This is a genomic window from Kribbella antiqua (genome assembly GCF_004345665.1).
Taxonomy (GTDB): Bacteria; Actinomycetota; Actinomycetes; order Propionibacteriales; family Kribbellaceae; genus Kribbella; species Kribbella antiqua.
On sequence record NZ_SLWR01000023.1, the window covers coordinates 24730 to 42413 of the forward strand.

Below are 17684 nucleotides of genomic sequence, written 5' to 3' on the forward strand. Positions count from 1 at the left end.
GAGGACTCCGTCAAGGCGAGCCCAGCCCATGCAGGCGTGAGGAGAGGTGCACCTGCATAGGAAGGGGATCCCGGACTCGCCCGCTCAGGGGAATCCGTCGGCGACAATGACTTCGGCGCCTGTCGCTTGACGGAGTTCGGCGTACTTCGAATCCGGGAGATCCCAGCGGCCGAGGTGCGTCTTGGACGGAACGATCACCGCAGGCGACGGCAGATCCTTCAGCTCGGTCAACAGCGCTGCGAAGGCTCGCGGCTCTGTGCGCTGCTTCTCGATGTGCACAGTGCCGAGCGTGCGGCCATGCTGACTTGCGACGTCGGCAAGTCGGCGCTGGAGGATCTCGAACTCGATCTCCTTCATCCAGGGATACCTGCGGACGTATCCGAGGGCGACCGGAGGTCGATCGCCGATGGCTGACCTGCCGTGCTCTTCGATGTCGGATGTTCTCCCCGTGCTCACTGCTGGTGCTCCTGATCGGTTTCGGCGTCGATCCGGCGGGACTGCCGGGTCGTGCTCCAAGCCTGTCCGCGGCGATGTGGACAGCAGCACCCTGTGGTCGGACATTTCCGGACATTTCGTGCTACTGTCCGATGGACATTTACCGACATCTACTCGCTAGTAAGGTTGGCGATCAGAGTGAACGACGCACTCCGGCGGGCGATGTTCGACGCGCACCTCACCGAACTGGACCTGTCGGTCGAGTTGGCCGTCGACCCGAAAACGGTGCGGAACTGGCTGTACGAAGGGCAGCTGCCCCATGCCCGGACCCGGGCTGCGCTGACCACGCTCCTCGGTATCGACGAGGGGGAGATCTGGCCTCAGCTCCGGGCGCTGCGTGCTGCCAAGGGAAGGCCGACGGAGATCGCCGCTGTCTATCCCCGGCGTACGGCGATCAGTCAACGAGGATGGATGTCGCTGTTCCAGTCGGCTGAGTCGGAGATCGGAATCCTCGCCTACAGTGCGCTCTTCCTCGCCGAGGACGCGCGTCTGGTGGGGTTGCTCGGCGAGAAATGTGACGGCGGCGTCCGGATCAAGATCGCCCTCGGTGCTCCAAACGGCGGCAACGTCGTACGGCGTGGAGTTGAGGAGGAGATCGGCGAGGCGATGGGCGCGAAGATCCGCAACTCACTCGCCTTGCTGCGGCCGCTGTTGCAGCACGACGGCGTCGAGCTACGGCTGCATGACACGGTGCTCTACAACTCGATGTATCGGTCGGACGACCAGTTGCTGGTGAACCAGCACGCCTTCGGCATCCCTGCCGCGGAAGCTCCCGTGTACCACTTCCACAAGGTCGAGAACGGTGAGATGTTCCACTCGTACCTCACCAGCTTCGAGAAGATCTGGTCGAACGGAGTGGTTGCAGAGATGGCCGGCTGAGGCCAGACATTTCAAGATGTCCAGGGATGGGTGTGGGATGTCCGCGGCGAGCGTCGTACTGTCGCTGCTGTGATGAGTGCGGAGCAGGCGAAGTCGGCAGCCAAAGGGCTACTTGAGGCGGGCTTGCCTAGGCGATGGGCGCACACCCAAGGCGTAGCTGCTCGTGCCCGAAGCATTGCACCGGCCCTGGCAGAGGACGCCGAGCTGGTCGAGGTGGCGGCGTGGCTGCACGACATCGGCTACGCGCCTGTGGTGCGGGCGACCGAGTTCCATCCGCTCGACGGCGCTCGCTATCTGCGTGACGTGCTGGAGGTCGACGAGGTGGTGTGTCGGCTAGTTGCGCACCACACGGGTGCGCTGATCGAGGCCGAAGAGCGCGGGATCATTGAGCTCGCGGATGAGTTCCCGCTGCCCGAACAACAGTTGCTTGAGGCATTGACCTACTGCGATATGACAGCGGATGTCGACGGTCGACCTGTCGATGTCGACGAGCGCCTCGGCGAGATCTTGACGCGTTACCCGAGTGACCACGTGGTTCACCGGTCGATCCTCAGGTCGAGGCCAGCGCTTCGGGCCGCGGCGGGCAATGTGCTGCGGCGCATCAGTCGATGTACGGCGACGGCCCGCGATTGCTGTAGTGATCGATCCGTCGACGCATGGACCGGTCCATCCGCAGGCCGCTGACCTCCGCTGCGGGCACCCACCGAACCTTGATGCTTTCGCTGCTGGGCGTCGGTATACCGCCCGTCGCGCGAGCCCGCAGTACGATCGAGAACTCCTGACGGGCTTCGCCATTGCTGGTGTAGAAGATGATGTGCTTCGGGTCGGTGTAGATCCCGATCACATCGAGGATTTCGCAGTCGATGCCAGTTTCTTCCTTGGTCTCGCGTACGGCGGCCTGCGACATCGACTCGCCGAGGTCTATCGCCCCGCCGGGCACCGCCCAGTTGCCGTTGTCGGAACGCTGGATCATCAGGATCTCGCCGGCGTCGTTCTCGATGACGACGTTCACCGATGGGACCATGCTGTTCGCGGACGGGGCCTCCGGGTCGTCGTAGTAGTCGATCCGTTTGGACATCAAGCCTCCGGTATCTCGAGAGCGGTGTCCCATACCCGTTCGAAGCTGTCGATGTAGTGACGTGCGAGCTCGCCGGCTGGGATCTTCCGTAGATGCCACACCGGAGCCTGGGCCGCAGGGGCGCCGTAGATGTGTGTGTTGACCATCAGTTGGCCGTCGGCGCGATAGATGGAGTTGTAGAGAACCGTTCGGTGCAGGCGGAACTCGATGCCTTTAGCCTGCCGAAGGTCGCGGTACAGAACGAGCGCGTTGCGGATCTTGGCCGCCATCGCATCGTCGACGCCTTCCTCCTCGCCACGTTCGGCGATGTGGGCGTCGTCCGGGTCACCGAGCAGTATTCGTACCCGCGCTCCGGCTTTGGCCTTCTTGCGGAGGATCCGCTGCACCGTCGTGTCCTCGGCGAGGAACAGTCCGGCGTACACGAGAACGCCGATCTCCTCGGCGCCCGACTCGAACAACCGCCGCCACTCTTCGCGCGGCACGTCGGAGCGATGTGGATACACCCTGATGATTTCGCTCTCGGACACCGTGGTGGCGCGATCTCGCGTCAAGGCGTCGGGCCAGAGGTAGGACTCTTCCCGCCCAAGGCGAGTGGCCAAGCGGTGCCGGTTGCGGGGAAAGGGCAGCTTGCCCTCGACGAGCCAGCGCTCTACCGTCTTGACGTTGACTTCCAGCTCTTCTGCAAGCTGAAGCTGGGTCAGGTCGTTCTCCACCAGCGCTGCTCGCAGTCGTTCGTTGGCCACGGACACTAACCTAAGACATTTTCGGACATTTCGAGGCGAGGCTAGACATCTCGAAGATGTCCGACCAAGCCGTGACGCTGTCCGCACCGCTCGCAGGATCCTTCCGGTATGTACCTGATGAGGGGTAGAGCGCGCTACACCTTCGACATCGCAGCCCGCGGGAGAGACGGCAGCTGGACGGTGATCGCTGCGAGGTCAGGAAGGTTCAGCAGGGGACCGAAGGCGACCGCACGCAGCATCGCTGAGCGTTGGATCTTCGAGTACGTCGGCCAGCTTGCAGGCGGACGGCTGGTCATCCGGGGCGGGCAGCGTGGTGTGCCACGGAAGTTCGTGGCAACCGTTCGGATCCGGATCCTCGAGGAATACGGCGTACGTCAGCTGGCAGTCGCGTACATCGGCACTGACCGCCCGCTGTTCAGGGACAGGTACTCGCAACCGCCGGTGTTGGTTGGTCGTGGGTAGGCGGGAGCGGCAGCCGAACGAGTTGTTGCGGCGTGCCCGCGGTGACATGCCGCAGGGGACCCTGGCCGATCTGGTCAGTGCAGCGATTCACCGCGCGACAGGCAAGGTCACGGTGGTCACTGCCAAGTCGATCTCCGACTGGGAATGCGGCTGGTACACGTGGCCATCGAAGGATGTGCGGTTGGCTCTCTGCGCGATCTTGGGTGCGCGGACTCCCGAGGAGCTCGGGTTCTACAAGCGCCGTACGCCGAGCGCTCAGCGATCGCTGTCGCTGCTGGAGTTGGCATCCGGTGATCGCCAGGCGTTCGAGGCTCTGAGCATCCCGGGAGGCCGGTCATTTACAGGCGTCGAGGTCGCCGCCCAGCGTTCCACCGCGGAGATCACTGGGCATGGCTGGCTGATGGTCGACCCTCCAGACGATCAGCTTGAAGCCTTGAACCGGCTCGATCGCCGATCGCTGCTCATCGCCACCGACCCTAACAACCAGCACTACGTCGCCGATGGCCGGCGGATTGCCAGTCGATCGGATCTACGTGCCGGTCCACAGCCGATGGCCGCGGCCAACGTCCTGGATGATCTGACGGTCGGCATCATCTGGGCGATCACCAACGCCGACACCGCCCTGCTGGCCGATGACGCGCAGTTGGAGACATCGCAGCGACGGCTGTTCCGCTACCACGGGCGCACCGCCTCCACGGTCACTCTCGACGAGGTTCCGCATCTCAACCCGGTCGCCCGGCACTGGCTCGGCTCGCGGTTCTGCGCACAACACATCGCACGCAACCTCAAGCTGCTCTGGTACCCGCCGTTCTTCTGGACCCGCGACCAGCGTGGCGAGGAAGCGACTTCGTGGCTGATCTGGTCACACAAGTTCGAGTACCTGCAGCGGACCGCGCGGAGGTTCGCCATCATGCGCCGAGGATTCTGCATCCCCGAGTCCGAGGTCAGAGCATCACCGGCGTACGAGCGCGTGATGCTGCTGCTCGCGATGTCGCTGATGGAGGCGTTCGGCATCACGGTCGAGTTGACCACGGATCCATCGTTCGGCGAGGTCGAGGGCTTCGTCTTGGCCAGCAAGGCGATCGTCGCCGACTGGTTGCGCGGGCCTGGCCTCTGGTACGTCGACTTCTGTGCGCCCAAGCCGGCGTACGGCGAGATCGACGAACACCTCGCCGCGGAATCAGTGATCGCTCAGCCAACGTCGGGTGGGAGACTGCAGGCGCTGGCCGAGTACCTGAACGTGCCGTGGGGATGGTTCCACGCGCGCTGCATGGAGTTGGCCGCGGCCGGCGTCGACGGGATCGCGCATCCACGCAGCCGCCTGCTGTCCACGAAGGGCCTGGACACCGCGATTCGCTACGTTGCCTACATCAACAACCTCGAAGGAGTACATCTTGCGCGCCGCTGAACTCACCATGGGCCGGGCCTTCGCCATCCACTTCGACCACGGCGACGACTTCTACACCGCACTGGCCGAGTTCTGCGCCCAGCACGACGTACGCCAAGGCTTCATCCCCATGTTCATCGCCGGCCTGCGCGACGTCCAACTCGTCGGCACCTGCGAAAAGCTCGAAGATCCCGACGCCCCTGTCTGGAGTGCCGTACACCTCGAAAACGTCGAAGCCCTCGGCGGAGGCACCCTCGCCTACGACGAAGCCACCGGCACCGTCCTCCCACACATCCACGTCTCCGTAGGCCTCAAAGCCCACTCCGCCACCGCCCACACCAGCCACCTCCTCGGCGCAACCATCCACTTCCTCACTGAGCTGTATCTCGTCGAAGTCAGCAGCCCACGAATGTCCCGCCCCCGCAACGCCGACCTGTACGACGTGCCCTTACTGACCTTCGAAGGATGAATCCCCACCGAGCGCATGCTCCGACGCCGCAACAGACAACGCTGACTTAGCTCGACGGATCGGCTCCCTCGCGGTCGGAGAGAAGATCTCCCGGATCGGCGGCTTCGCCCTCGCCTGACCAGGCTCGACCGCCTCGCGCCGCCCCATGCCGGGGTGCTCCGGGGGTCGGCAACGCTCACAGCCCAACCCACTGCCGTCCGGTGAGCTATAAGTGTGGAAGACGGCGGCTTTCCCAGCGGGTAGCGTGTGTGGACGAGCGTGCCGAGAGCAAACCGTTTGGGGCCGAAGATGCTTCAGTGGCACACCAGGATTGTGCAGCTAACGGGGGCGGGCTACCGCGGACCACTCGGTGCAGTGCTTGTTGGTTTGAGCGACGCCGTGCAGCATCGTGGATGGTCCCGGATTGGCCGTCGCGCCCTTGCCTTCGCCGGCCCACTCGCCGCCGTTCACCCGGCCGCCTCATTGCGTGAGTTCCCGGCTGGCCGGTCGGCGGCAAAGGGGCCGCACCCACGCTGCCGATTGCCTGGCACGCTGTTCACCTGTTTCGCCGTGCCGGAGTTGGTGCCGGTCTGGTCGGTGCAGTCGCGGCGGTCAGGGGCTGGGCGAGGGATTTCCGCTGGCTGCGCATCGGGCGGCGGCGCTGTCGCTGTCACGGTCGAGCTCGTCGGCGTCTGGCCGCGATGATCAGATCTTGGGGCCCGCGGTCCGGGCGGCGCTCAGTGCGATCGCTTCCTCGAGCGCCGTCAGGATGTAGCTGGGGACCTTCATTCCTTGGTGTTGTGCCCAGAGGAGCTCACGTTCTACGAGGCTCACCTGCTGGGTGACCTCGAGGAGGTCCCGGTCGATATCGAGGTCGTGAGCGACGTCACCGAAGTCTGCTAGCTGCCGGCGATTGTTCACGCCGACGAGGTGGAATGACCTGCGGCGCAGGATCCGGGCGAGGTGGAGTTGCCAGGCGTTCAGCCCTTCCTCGCCGACCAGGACCTGCGCCGACAGCCGGTAGAACGCGAAGTGTCCTGGCTCCTGCCGTTTGATCGGTGAGATGACCGTTTCCGCGATCGCGAGCTCGCCCATCGTACGTAGTCCCTCGGCCAGGCGCGAGTACGCGATCACGGCGGACCGCTCGGTGGCTGCGCCGGTCAGGTAGTAAAGCAGCCGGATGACGGCGAGCATGCCAGGTAGATGCGAGAGCGCCCCGACCAGCCGGATCTTGGCGCTCACATCTAGATCCATCGTTGCTGGCGTCATCCCGAAGCCCTGTTGGACCGCATCGAGAAGGATGCCGTGCTGCAGTTCCTGCGGTGACCAGACGTCTTCGTAGAAGAGCCGGTCGGTCTCGGTGGCGTCGGGCATGAGTGCGCGTAATTCGAACACATTGCGCTCGACCTCGAGCTCGACTCGGGTCAAATAGTTGAAGACCCCGCCGTATCGGTGGCGGACTCGGGCGGGATCGTTGATCGTGAGGTCGGCCGCAGCGAGGGACAATGGCGGATTCTCCTCAGCGAACGTCTCGACGAATCGGCGGAGCCCGTCACGCGAAACCCGCTTGGGTACGGCGGTCTGTTCGGCAGAGACACTCGCTCGGGGCATGGCCTCTTCTCCTCCGTGTCGAAGAACTCACCGGAGCGACCCGGCATCGACCTTTGGTGACTAGGACCGGACGGGCGGTTGCGCTGTGACATCACGCCGGCGATGTCACAGCGCAGGCTGGTGCGCGGACTTACACAAGAGTGGGCGACTCGCGCTCGACTCCGACTCCGGCAGCAGCCGTGGCGAGGGCCGCAGCCGGAACAGCCCTTCGCACGGAACAGGACAGACTGATGAACAGTCCCCTCAAGCAAACGCTTCACGGCCGCAGACGGCTGTCGACGGTGGCGATGCTCGTCGTCGCCATCATTCTTGCGAGCCTGACCCCATCGTTGGGCGCCGTCGCCCAGGACCGCCGGGCGGCGAAACCGATCATCGTTCTCGTGCACGGGGCCTGGGCGGACGCATCGAGTTGGGAGCCGGTCGTCGAGAGGCTCCAGGAGGGCGGATACACGGTAAGGGCGCTTGCCAATCCGTTGCGATCACTGTCGGGCGACGCCGCGTACGTGAGAGCGATCCTGGAGACCGTGCCGGGCCCGATCGTGCTCGTCGGACACTCCTACGGCGGGGCCGTCGCCACCAACGCGGCCACCGGAAATCCAAACGTCAAGGCACTCGTCTATGTCAACTCGTTCGCGATCGACGCAGGCGAGACCACCCTCGGAGTATCGGGGCCGGATTCCGCACTCAACGCGCCGGACCCGACGACCGTGTTCGACTTCGTCCCGGCCACGCTTCCGCCCACAGCGGCCACCGATCTCTACCTCAAGAAGTCGGCCGTCTTCACGTCGTTCGCGACCGGTCTGAGTGCCGACGAGAAGGCGGTCGTCACCGCTTCCCAGCGACCGGCGGCGCTCGCGACGGGCATCGAGCCGTCCGGAACCCCGGCCTGGCGGACGATCCCATCCTGGTACCTGATCGGTACTGGGGACCAGATCATCCCGCCGGAGGCCCAGCGAGCGATGGCCAAGAGGGCCGGTTCCACCGTCACGGAGTTCGACGCCGGACATCTCGGTCTGATCACGGAACCCGGGACCGTCACGCGAGTCATCGAACAGGCCGCGCGGGCGACCGTCGGCTAGCAGCACCGATCGGCGTCAGGGCATCGAGTCGACACAGCTCAATGCCCTGACGCCGGCCTGCGTGGTGACGGCCGTGTCACATCCTGAGGGGCTACCTGGTCATATGTTGTAACACCGCGCCCGTCGGAGAGAACGCCGCCACCAACGGGAGCACCCGTTGAGATCCAGGCAGCGAGGAGTTCGCGTGCATAACACCGGCCCCGCCGCGAACTGCCCGATGGCCAGATCGACCGAGTGGCAGACCGCGCTCACGGTGTTGCAGGAGGTGGCGCCCGCATTTTTCCCGGCGGGAGCGCATGTGGTGACCGTCCTCGTCGAGTATCCGCCCGGCGACCTCGGTGCGCCGCCACACCGGCACCCAGGCCCCGCATTCGGCTACGTGCTGGAGGGCGAAATGCTGTTCGAACTCGAAGGTCTGCCGGAGCGGGTCATCCGCGCCGGCGAGGCGTTCTGGGAGCCTGGTGGGGACGTTATCCACTACCAGGAGGCAAACAACCGCTACGACATCCCGGTCCGCTTCACCCTCACGATGCTGTGCGGACCTGGCGCACCGATATTCGCGCAGGTGTCCGACAGTGAGATCGATGAGCGCCGGAATCGCCGCGCCCGTCGTAGTTCTTGACCACGTTGGCCGTTCGTCGTGGCACGATGAAGTCCGAGAGTTGGTCCGCGCTGTCGGCGCAGTGGTCGGCTCGCGAGACGGGGACGTGTCTGTGCTTTCGACGGCGCTCGTTCATCGCGTTGGGAATCGGATCGCCACCGCCGCGCGCCGGCGCCGATTCATGGCATCTACTGGCGTCGGGGCTTGCCGGGCCGCAGGGGGAGTGGGAATCTCGATGAGGTACTGGCCGATCGTCTGGGGGCCGTCCGGCTGCATCCTTCAAGCGTCAGGGAGGCAGTGGTGGATCGCGGGCCCCGTCCTTCGCGGTCGCTGCGCGGGCGAGCCAAGGAGTGCGAGACGCTGCTCGATCTGATCCAAGCGGCGCGCTCGGGCCGCAGCGCCGTGCTCGTCATACAGGGTGAGGCCGGGATCGGTAAGACGGCGCTGGTCGACTACCTCGCCGAGGCTGCGTCCGACTGTCGGCTCCTCCGCGCCGCCGGAATAGAGTCCGAGATGGAGCTTCCGTTCGCTGGCGTTCATCAGCTGTGCAGCCCCGTGCTCGACGGGTTGGATCGGCTGCCGGCACCGCAGGCGGAGGCCCTCGGCACCGCGTTCGGGCTGCGGGCTGGACAGCCTCCTGACCGGTTCCTGATCGGGCTGGCGGTCTTGACCCTGCTCTCGGAACACGCTGCTGAGCGGCCTGTGGTCTGCCTGATCGACGACGCGCAGTGGCTCGACCAAGCCTCTGCGCAAAACCTCACGTTCGTGGCGCGTCGACTGGCCGCCGAGCCCGTCGTCATGGTCTTCGCCGCACGGACGGGCGAAGGCGACCAGGCATGGGCGGGGTTGCCGCAGCTGACGATCCACGGCCTGAGCGCGACTGACGCCGCAGACCTACTGGAGTCGGCGGTCACGACACCGCTGGACACGCGGGTACGCGACCGAATCCTGGCCGAGACACAGGGGAATCCGCTGGCGCTGTTAGAGCTGCCCCGGTGGTACTCGGCGACCGAGCTGACATTTGGCCCGGAACGCACAGCGCCCGCGACCGTCACCCGCCGAATGGAAGATGGATTCCGGCGTCGGCTTGAGCCTCTCCCACCGCAGACTCGACGTCTTTTGTTGATCGCGGCAGCCGAACCGCTTGGTGATGTCGGTCTGCTGACGCGGGCGGGCGAGCGACTAGGTCTGGGAATGGAGGCCGCCAGTCCGGCCGAGGCCGCGGGGCTGGTCCGAGTCCGAAGCACGGTGAGGTTCCGTCACCCGCTGGTGCGCTCGGCGGTGTACCACTCCGCCGAGGTGGGGGATCTGAGAGCCGTGCACCGAGCGCTGGCAGACGTGACAGACCCCGACCGGGACCCAGATCGACGGGCGTGGCACCGCGCGCAGGCGGCTACCGGTCCGGACGAAGCGGTTGCCGCCGAACTGGAGCAATCAGCTGGTCGCGCCCTCGCACAGGGGGGACTTGCCGCCGCTGGAGCGTTCCTGGAACGAGCGGCCGCGCTGACGCCGGCCGGGGCCGACCGCGCTGACCGCGCGCTCAACGCGGCCCAGACCATGGTGCACGCAGGAGCATTCGACGACGCGCTCCGAGTTCTGACAGGGGCTGAGTTCGAGGTTCTTACTGACCTGCAACGCGCTCGAGCCGAGGTGCTCCGGGCGCAGATCGGATTCGCCTCCAACCGCGGAAGTGAAGCCCTGCCTCTGCTTCTCGCCGCTGCCCGTCGCCTGGAGCCACTCGATCTCGAGCTTGCGCTCGACACCTACGTGGGTGCGCTCGAAGCCTCTCTGTTCGCCGGCCGGTTGGCGGGCGAGCCCGGAGCGCTGGAGGTCGCGCAGGCGGCCCGTGCCGCACCTGTTCTAGCCCAACCACGTCGAAGTGATCTGCTATTACAGAGCATCGCTGCGTTGCACGAGGATGGTTTCGTCGCTGCCGCACCCCTGATGAAAGGCGCCGCTCGGGCCTTCGAGACCGATGACCTGTCCATCGACGAGGGACTCCGGTTCATGGTGCTCGCCGGCATCGCCGCCGCCAACGTATGGGACGACTCTGCATGGACCGCGTTGGCCAGTCGCCATCTCGAACTCGCCCGGGAGTCCGGCGCCTTGATCGCACTGCAGTTCGCACTGAACAGTGTGGTCTACCCGCATCTCTTCAATGGAGATCTTGTTGGCGCAGCCGCTCTGCTCGACGAAGCCGAAGCTCTGGCCGACGTGGCAGGACTTCCGCTGCATCCTTACGCCTCGATGGGTCTGGCTGCCTTCCGCGGCAACCGACAACAGGCGGCGCCGGTCATCGAGGCTGCGGCGGACAACGCAATTGTCCGGGGTGAGGGACTGGTTCTGGCAATCACTCACTGGACAAACGCACTGCTGTGCAACGGCAACCGTGATTATGCGGCAGCGCTTGCACACTGTCGCGAGATCTTCGCGAGCTCCGAGGACGGGCGGCTGTCGCTGCTTCCTGTGGAGACCCAGCCGGGCGGTTGGGCGCTGGCTGAGCTGGTCGAGGCAGCCGCGCGTGCCGATGAACCCGCGACCGCAACTGTTGCAGCTGACCTACTCTCTGAGGTGGCCCGGGTGTGCGGAACGGATTGGGCGCTGGGCATGGCGGCACGATCCGAGGCACTACTCCGCGACGGCGACCATGCTGAGGATCTCTATAGAGAGGCGATCGACCGTCTGGGCCGCACGAACATACGCGTCGAACTGGCGCGAGCCCGGCTGCTCTACGGCGAGTGGTTGCGTCGCGTGGGCCGCCGTACCGATGCGCGCGAAGTCCTTCGTCAGGCGCACGAGTCACTTGCGGCTATGGGAGTGGAGGCCTTTGCCGAACGAACTCGGCAAGAGCTTGCCGCCACCGGAGAGAGGGTGCGCAGGCGAACGGTTCAAGAGCACCGAGAACTCACGGCACAGGAGCTGCACATCGCTCGCCTCGCCGCAGATGGACGAACCAACGCCGAGATCGGAACCGAGCTCTACCTTAGCCGCCACACAGTGGAATGGCACATGAGGAAAGTGTTCGCGAAACTGAATGTGACAAGCCGCCGCCAGCTGCGAGGCGCCCTGGCCTCACCCCTCGCCTGAACAGCATCGCCTGTCGAACAGCTGGCCGTACGGATCTGCCTGGCCTCGTCAGCTAGGAGCCGGTACGTGCGCATTCAGAAGGGTGAGGATTTCGTGCCGGAGCTGGGTCATGCTCGTGCGGTCGGGTGCTTCGACGTTGAGGCGAAGCAGCGGTTCGGTGTTGGAGGGGCGCAGGTTGAACCATGCCCCGTTGGGCAGCGTGATCGTCAGGCCGTCCAAATGGTCGGCGGTTGCGCCGGCCGCCAGGTAGCTCGTTTCGACTTGGTGCAGTGCGGCAGGTATGTCGCTGAGCGCGAGGTTGAGCTCGCCGCTGGCGACGTATCTCGAGAACTGGGCCGTTAGTGTCGAGAGCGGCTGGTTGGTGTGGCCCAGGGCCGCCAGCACGTGCAGTGCGGCTAGCATGCCGCTGTCGGCATACCAAAACTGCTCGAAGTAGTAGTGGCCGGAATGTTCACCGCCGAAGACCGCGTTGTGGTCGGCCATCACTTGCTTGATGAACGAATGTCCGACGCGCGTACGTATTGGTCGGCCGCCGTGTTCGGTGATCTGCTCGGCGACCGCCTTGCTCGTGATGGCGTTGCAGACAACGGCTGAGCCAGGTTGAAGGGCCAGCTCGCGGGTCGCGATCAGGCTGATGATGTTGTTGGGAGAGACCGGTTCGCCGTGCTCGTCGACGAAGAAGCAACGATCTGCGTCGCCGTCGAAGGCGAGGCCGAGGTCGGCTCGGTGGCGGCGGACCGCGGCGCGAAGGTCAGCGAGGTTCGCCGGGTCCATCGGGTTGGCTTCGTGGTGGGGGAAGGTGCCGTCGAGTTCGAAGTACAGGGGAACGATCTCGAGCGTCGGATGCTCCAGTACGACGGGTGCCGTCCGCCCGGCCATGCCGTTGCCGGCGTCGACCACAACTTTCAGCCGTCGAGTGCCGTCGAGATCGACCAGGGCGTGGAGGTACGTCGAATACGTCGGAAGTAGGTCCTCGGAGTGCGAAAGTCCTAACCTGCCGTCGTAGCTGGGTAGACCGCCCTCGAGCAGCGCCCTGATGTCGGCGAGGCCAGTGCCTTGCCCGATCGGTGCTGCTCCGGGTCGGCATAGCTTGATGCCGTTGTAGGTCGGGGGATTGTGGCTGGCGGTGATCATCGCGCCGGGTATGTCGCGAATGCCCGACGCGAAGTAGAGCAGGTCGGTGGAGGCGAGCCCGATCGCGAGTACGTCGGACCCGCGACTGGTGACCCCGGCCGCGAAGGCTTTGGCCAGGGCGGGAGAGGAGACTCGCATGTCATGGCCGACAGCGATCAGGTCCGCGCCGATGTGATGCGCGAAGCTGGCGCCAACCTGAAAGGCCAGTTCGTCGTCGAGTTGGTCGGGGACGACGCCGCGGATGTCGTACGCCTTGATCAGCCCGCTGAGGTCATCCTTCATGGCAGGCGGTCCAATCTTGCGACCCCGATGGCGGCGTCGGCCATTCCGTAGAAGACGTACCGCACTCCCTCCACCTCCTCGATGGCGGTCGGGAACACCACGTTCCCGACGGTTCCGATCCGCTCCTGTTCGGTCTCCGGCACGAGGATCGGCTCCGGCGTACGCGCGATCACTCGCGTGACGTCCTCCGGATCCAGCAGCATCGCACCGGCCGCGTAGCAGACCTTCTGCGTCGTGGGGTCGAACCCTTCGGGCTGCTCACCGGTGACACCGTGGTGGATCACCAGCCATCCCTCCGGCACCCGCAGCGGCGCCGGGCCTGCACCGATCTTCAGCTCCTCGAACGGGTACTGCGACATCGCGACCAGCCGGTGCTTTCGCAGATGCACCAGGTTCCGCAGATCCCGCGTAACCAGATCCACCGGCACGAACGACACCCAGATCCCTGGCCGTTCGTCGGTGACGCCGGCCGGCAGATGCACTCCCTCTCCTTCGCGGAACCACCCGAGATCCCACATCGGCCGGTGCAGCATCGCGTACGACGGTTCGCCGTCCGGCCCGGGCACCGGCTCGGGGAAGAACACCGTGTCCTTGTTGGGGAACAGGTTGAGATCGGTGTCGAGGTCCGGTTGATACTCGAAATGCATCGGGCCGAGCCGCTTCCACTCCCGCAAATCGGCCGACACCGCGATCGCCGGCTTCGGGCCGAGCGGACCATAGGCGACGTACGTCATCACGTGCGTGCGCAGCGACGGGATCCAGGTCACCCGCGGATCCTCGACCCCGGCGTTGTTCTTGCCGCGCTCCCAGCCTGCATCCGGCGCCAGTACGACGCCTTCCCGTCGTACCCCGACCGGGACACCGTCCTTCACTTCGACAGCAGCCAGGCCCACTCGCGACACGTTGCCGGAAGCAACGAGTCGGGGAAGCAGGTACAGCTGCCCGTCCGGTGTGTGTCCGGTGGCCGGATTCAGCACCCCCTCGGCCTCGAGGTCGTTGCCCGGCTCGGGCGTCATCAGTACGCCGGCACGAGTCAGCGTGTAGGGAACAGTCACCACAATGCCTTTCAGAGTTAGCCTTTGACCCCGGACTCGAGGCTCGACGAGATGAAGCGGCGCTGGAAGATCAGGAACAGCGCCACCGCCGGCGCGGCCAGCACACACGCCCCCGCAAGGACGGCGCCGAACGGGTTCGCCGCCCGCGCCGAAACCGTGGTCAGATAGTTCGACAGCGACACGGCCAGCGGCTGCAGATCCTGCTGTTTGGTGATCAGGAACGGCCAGAGGAACTCGTTCCACGGCCCGATGAACGTCAGCAGTACGCCGGTCAGCAGCGCCGGCCGCACCAACGGAACCGCTATCCGCCACAGGATGTTCAGCTCCGACGCACCGTCGATCCGAGCTGCGTCGAACAACTCGACCGGCAACTGCAGGAAGTACTGGCGGAACACCAGGACCGCGGTCGAGTTGATCGCGAACGGCAGGATCATCCCCAGATACGAGTCGGCCAGCCCGTAGCTCCGCACGATCAGCACATACAAGGGAATCGTCAACAGCTGGAACGGCACGACCTGGAACAGCAGCATCAGGTTGAACACCACGCCCCGACCGCGGAACTGCAGCCGCGCCAGCGCGTAGCCCGCGAGTACGCCGAAAACCAGCGTGCCGAGGATGACACCGCCGGTGAAGATGCCCGAGTTCACCAGCGACCGGCCGAGGCTGATCGCGCTGTTGATCTCGCTGTAGTTGTGCAAGGTCAGATTGCCCGCCGGAATCGCCCCGCTCACCGACGGATCCGGCTCGGCCTGCAGACTCCCGATCAGCATGTAGTAGAAGGGAAACAGGAACACGAAGGCGCCCACCAGCAGCGCGACGAACTTCAGCTTCATCGGTCCTCCCTCCCCACGAAACGCCGTTCTATCAGGGCAAGCAACAACACACCGATCACCAGCAAGACCCCGATCGCGGAACCGATATCCGGATTTCCTTGCTCGATCCCGCGCTGGTACATGATCAGCACGGGCGACGCCGAGGCGCCGTCCGGGCCACCGCCACCGGTGAGCAGATAGGGCTCGGTGAACAGATTCGCGCCGGTGATTGTGGCAACAAGCACGACGAGCGTTGTGGCCGGCTGGACACCGGGAACCGTGACATTCCAGAACGACTTCCACTTGTCGGCGCCATCCATCGCGGCCGCCTCGTAGAGGTCCTTCGAGACGTTCTGCAGCGCGGCCAGGTACAGCAGGATGAAGAACCCGAGCTGCTTCCAGGTCACATAGATCGCCACGGTTGGCATGGCGAGCTTCGAGTTGACCAACCAGGACGGATCCGGCGCGAGCGGGCCGAGGACGGAGTTGACCAGTCCGTTCGAGTTGAACAGGAACAGCCAGACCCCGACCACCGCCACACTCGCGGTCACGTACGGCACGTAGTAGCTGACCCGGATGAACGTCCGCCACCGGATTGCTGCGTTCAGCGAAGCTGCGAGCACAAGTGAGAGGACTACAGTGAGTGGCACGTTGATCAGCAAGAAGATCCCAACATTCGCGAACGACCGCCGCACGGCGGGGTCCGACAACACGGTGACGTAGTTGTCGAACCCGACGAACGGCCGCTCCACGATCGCCCCCGGCGCCGCGAAGAAGTAGTCGTGAAACGACATGTACACCGCGAACGCCAGCGGATACGCAAACACCGCTGCCAGGAATACGACATACGGCGTGACAAGCGCGGTCCCTATCGGTTGTTGGCCGAGGATCCGGCCGACTGCGGCGCCTCCGACGGAGAGCCTGCGACCACGAGTGCCGAGGATCGATGCTCTGCCTGTCACCGTCATGACTGTGACGCCAACTGGTCGATGCGTCCCGCGGCACCGTCAAGGGCCGCATCCGGGTCCTGACGGCCGAAGATGACTGACTTGGACCAGGCGTCGCGGAAGGTCTGCCAGATCGTGATCGAGCTCGCCACGTTCGGGACCTCGACGGTCCGGGCGGCCTGGTCGGCGAACGTCTTGTAGTCGGGGTTCTTGGTGAAGTACTCGGGGTAGGCGGTGGCGACGCCTTCCCGGAGCGGCATTTGTCCGGTCAATTGCAGGAACTTGCCGTCCTGGTCCTTGCTGGTGGCGAACTTCAGCACGTCCCACGCGGTCCCGCGGTTCTTGCAGGCCGAGTACATCGCGACGTTCTTCGCGTCACTGAAGGTGTGGATCTCGTTCGCGGGCTTCCCCGAGGAGGTCGGCACCGGTACGACGCCCCAGTCGACCTTTCCCCGGTAAACCGCGATGGCCCACGGGCCGACGATCGCCATCGCAGCCTTGCCGTCGGCGAACGCGTCACCGTTGTACTTCTCCTGTCCGGCCAGCTTCTCGGCGTACAGGAGGCGCCAGAACTTGGCGACCTTCCTGCCTTCGTTGGAGTTGAACTGAGCCTTGCCATCGGCAACCAGTTGCTTGCCTCCGGTCTCTGCCGCGAACAGCGGGTAGAAGTCGAACCACGACTGGTAGAACTCATTGGTCGGGGCCGGCAGGATCGCGTACTGCGCACCCTTGCCGGTCACAACCTTCCGCGCGGTGGAGATGAACTGGTCGTACGTCGCGAGCTGTGGTTTGTCCGGCTCCAGACCTGCCTTGGCAAAGGCCTTCTTGTTGTAGAAGATCATCACCGGATTCGACTTCCAGGGCAGCTGGTTGTACTTCCCGTCACCGGACTTGTACTGTTCAGCGACCTTGCCGCTGCGACTCTCGACGTACTCCTTGCCGTCGTCGAAGCTATCGAGCGGCACCAGGCCGCCCTGCTTCTGGAACTGCGAGACCGAGGCGGGCGAGGTGTTGAAGATCAAGCACGGCGCGTTGCCGGCCGTGATCGCGGCACCGATGACCTCCTCGGAGCTCTTCCCGGTCGGGATCTCCTGGGCGGTGATCTTCTGGTCGGCGTGCTCGGCGTTCCAGGCCGCGACCATCTGCTTGGCCCATGCGACCTCTTCGAGGTTGTTGGAGTACCAGATCGTGATCGGCCCGCGGGCCTCGGCATCTGCACTCCCGGAGCCACCTCCCGCGCAGGCCGTGGCTGCTACCAGCGTGATGGCAAGAGCGGCAGCTGTGATCGTTCGCCTCATGATTCCTCCAACGGATCTGTGCTATGTCGCCGCCCTTGGAAGTCCGCGCACAGACGGTGTTTGTGACAGCGCGCCGGACGACGGCGCTGTCACAGAGGGCCAGCCTGGCCGGACGTTGTATGTGTACGCCCCAAGAAACGTCGTAGATGGCCTGGGAGGCTTGGCGCGTGGACACCCTGGATCTGGCGCGGTGGCAGTTCGCGATCACCACCGTGTACCACTTCTTCTTCGTCCCGGTGACGATCTCGCTGGTCGCGATCACGGCCGGCCTGCAGACCGCGTGGTA

General features: G+C 65.2%; 18 protein-coding genes. 8 read left to right on the plus strand and 10 right to left on the minus strand.

The window, feature by feature from the left end:
* Nucleotides 1-84: 84 nt before the first annotated feature.
* Nucleotides 85-357, minus strand: coding sequence for a hypothetical protein (locus EV646_RS38520; protein ID WP_132157764.1), 273 nt, complete (start codon nucleotides 355-357; stop codon nucleotides 85-87).
* 276 nt (nucleotides 358-633) lie between these two features.
* Here EV646_RS38520 and EV646_RS38525 point away from each other — a divergent pair, with 276 nt between their 5' ends.
* Both EV646_RS38525 and EV646_RS38530 read left to right on the plus strand, forming a co-directional pair.
* Entirely contained in the window at nucleotides 634-1374 is a 741-nt protein-coding gene (locus EV646_RS38525; protein WP_132157766.1) for an XRE family transcriptional regulator, read from the plus strand.
* 72 nt (nucleotides 1375-1446) lie between these two features.
* Nucleotides 1447-2058 carry an HD domain-containing protein gene (locus EV646_RS38530; protein WP_132157796.1) on the plus strand — a complete coding sequence of 204 codons (612 nt, stop codon included), beginning with the start codon at nucleotides 1447-1449 and terminating at the stop codon, nucleotides 2056-2058.
* On the opposite strand, the gene EV646_RS38535 is transcribed toward EV646_RS38530, so the two are convergent.
* The 3 genes from EV646_RS38535 to EV646_RS39165 form a co-directional block, all read right to left on the minus strand.
* Complete coding sequence (locus tag EV646_RS38535) at nucleotides 1976-2452, minus strand: NUDIX hydrolase (protein ID WP_132157768.1); 477 nt, start codon at nucleotides 2450-2452, stop codon at nucleotides 1976-1978. The two genes, EV646_RS38530 and EV646_RS38535, sit on opposite strands and share 83 nt — an antisense overlap.
* Nucleotides 2452-3195, minus strand: coding sequence for a helix-turn-helix domain-containing protein (locus EV646_RS38540; protein ID WP_132157770.1), 744 nt, complete (start codon nucleotides 3193-3195; stop codon nucleotides 2452-2454). The genes EV646_RS38535 and EV646_RS38540 overlap by 1 nt, the downstream gene beginning before the upstream one ends.
* 134 nt (nucleotides 3196-3329) lie before the next feature.
* The gene (locus tag EV646_RS39165; RefSeq protein WP_158291134.1) at nucleotides 3330-3491 is read right to left on the minus strand and encodes a hypothetical protein; all 162 of its coding nucleotides are present in this window, start codon (nucleotides 3489-3491) and stop codon (nucleotides 3330-3332) included.
* Nucleotides 3492-3649: 158 nt separating this feature from the next.
* Between EV646_RS39165 and EV646_RS38550 the strand changes: the two genes are divergently transcribed.
* Both EV646_RS38550 and EV646_RS38555 read left to right on the plus strand, forming a co-directional pair.
* Nucleotides 3650-5065, plus strand: a complete 1416-nt coding sequence (locus tag EV646_RS38550; protein WP_132157774.1) for an XRE family transcriptional regulator — start codon at nucleotides 3650-3652, stop codon at nucleotides 5063-5065.
* Nucleotides 5052-5513: a PPC domain-containing DNA-binding protein gene (locus EV646_RS38555; protein WP_132157776.1), complete on the plus strand. Its 462-nt coding sequence runs from the start codon at nucleotides 5052-5054 to the stop codon at nucleotides 5511-5513. The genes EV646_RS38550 and EV646_RS38555 overlap by 14 nt, the downstream gene beginning before the upstream one ends.
* Before the next feature lie 684 nt (nucleotides 5514-6197).
* On the opposite strand, the gene EV646_RS38560 is transcribed toward EV646_RS38555, so the two are convergent.
* Nucleotides 6198-7103, minus strand: coding sequence for a GTP-binding protein LepA (locus tag EV646_RS38560; RefSeq protein ID WP_132157778.1), 906 nt, complete (start codon nucleotides 7101-7103; stop codon nucleotides 6198-6200).
* 230 nt (nucleotides 7104-7333) lie between these two features.
* Between EV646_RS38560 and EV646_RS38565 the strand changes: the two genes are divergently transcribed.
* The 3 genes from EV646_RS38565 to EV646_RS38575 all read left to right on the plus strand — a co-directional run bounded on the left by EV646_RS38565 (nucleotide 7334) and on the right by EV646_RS38575 (nucleotide 11870).
* Complete coding sequence (locus EV646_RS38565) at nucleotides 7334-8182, plus strand: alpha/beta fold hydrolase (RefSeq protein ID WP_132157780.1); 849 nt, start codon at nucleotides 7334-7336, stop codon at nucleotides 8180-8182.
* 184 nt (nucleotides 8183-8366) lie between these two features.
* Nucleotides 8367-8804 (plus strand): cupin domain-containing protein, encoded by a 438-nt coding sequence (locus tag EV646_RS38570; RefSeq protein ID WP_241996614.1) that lies wholly within the window; start codon nucleotides 8367-8369, stop codon nucleotides 8802-8804.
* 279 nt (nucleotides 8805-9083) lie between these two features.
* On the plus strand, nucleotides 9084-11870 hold the full coding sequence (locus EV646_RS38575) for an ATP-binding protein (protein ID WP_132157782.1): 2787 nt from the start codon (nucleotides 9084-9086) through the stop codon (nucleotides 11868-11870).
* A 48-nt stretch (nucleotides 11871-11918) separates the two neighbouring features.
* On the opposite strand, the gene EV646_RS38580 is transcribed toward EV646_RS38575, so the two are convergent.
* From EV646_RS38580 to EV646_RS38600, 5 genes are read right to left on the minus strand one after another with little or no spacing between them, the layout of a single operon-like run.
* The gene (locus EV646_RS38580) at nucleotides 11919-13286 is read right to left on the minus strand and encodes a phosphomannomutase/phosphoglucomutase (RefSeq protein ID WP_132157784.1); all 1368 of its coding nucleotides are present in this window, start codon (nucleotides 13284-13286) and stop codon (nucleotides 11919-11921) included.
* Entirely contained in the window at nucleotides 13283-14341 is a 1059-nt protein-coding gene (locus EV646_RS38585) for a glycoside hydrolase family 130 protein (protein WP_241996615.1), read from the minus strand. The genes EV646_RS38580 and EV646_RS38585 overlap by 4 nt, the downstream gene beginning before the upstream one ends.
* Nucleotides 14342-14358: 17 nt before the next feature.
* On the minus strand, nucleotides 14359-15174 hold the full coding sequence (locus tag EV646_RS38590) for a carbohydrate ABC transporter permease (RefSeq protein WP_132157786.1): 816 nt from the start codon (nucleotides 15172-15174) through the stop codon (nucleotides 14359-14361).
* Nucleotides 15171-16115: a carbohydrate ABC transporter permease gene (locus EV646_RS38595; RefSeq protein WP_241996616.1), complete on the minus strand. Its 945-nt coding sequence runs from the start codon at nucleotides 16113-16115 to the stop codon at nucleotides 15171-15173. The genes EV646_RS38590 and EV646_RS38595 overlap by 4 nt, the downstream gene beginning before the upstream one ends.
* Nucleotides 16116-16117: 2 nt before the next feature.
* Nucleotides 16118-17398, minus strand: coding sequence for an extracellular solute-binding protein (locus tag EV646_RS38600; RefSeq protein ID WP_199237530.1), 1281 nt, complete (start codon nucleotides 17396-17398; stop codon nucleotides 16118-16120).
* Nucleotides 17399-17565: 167 nt separating this feature from the next.
* Here EV646_RS38600 and EV646_RS38605 point away from each other — a divergent pair.
* A partial coding sequence (locus EV646_RS38605) for a cytochrome ubiquinol oxidase subunit I (protein ID WP_132157790.1) occupies nucleotides 17566-17684 on the plus strand: 119 nt, incomplete at its 3' end.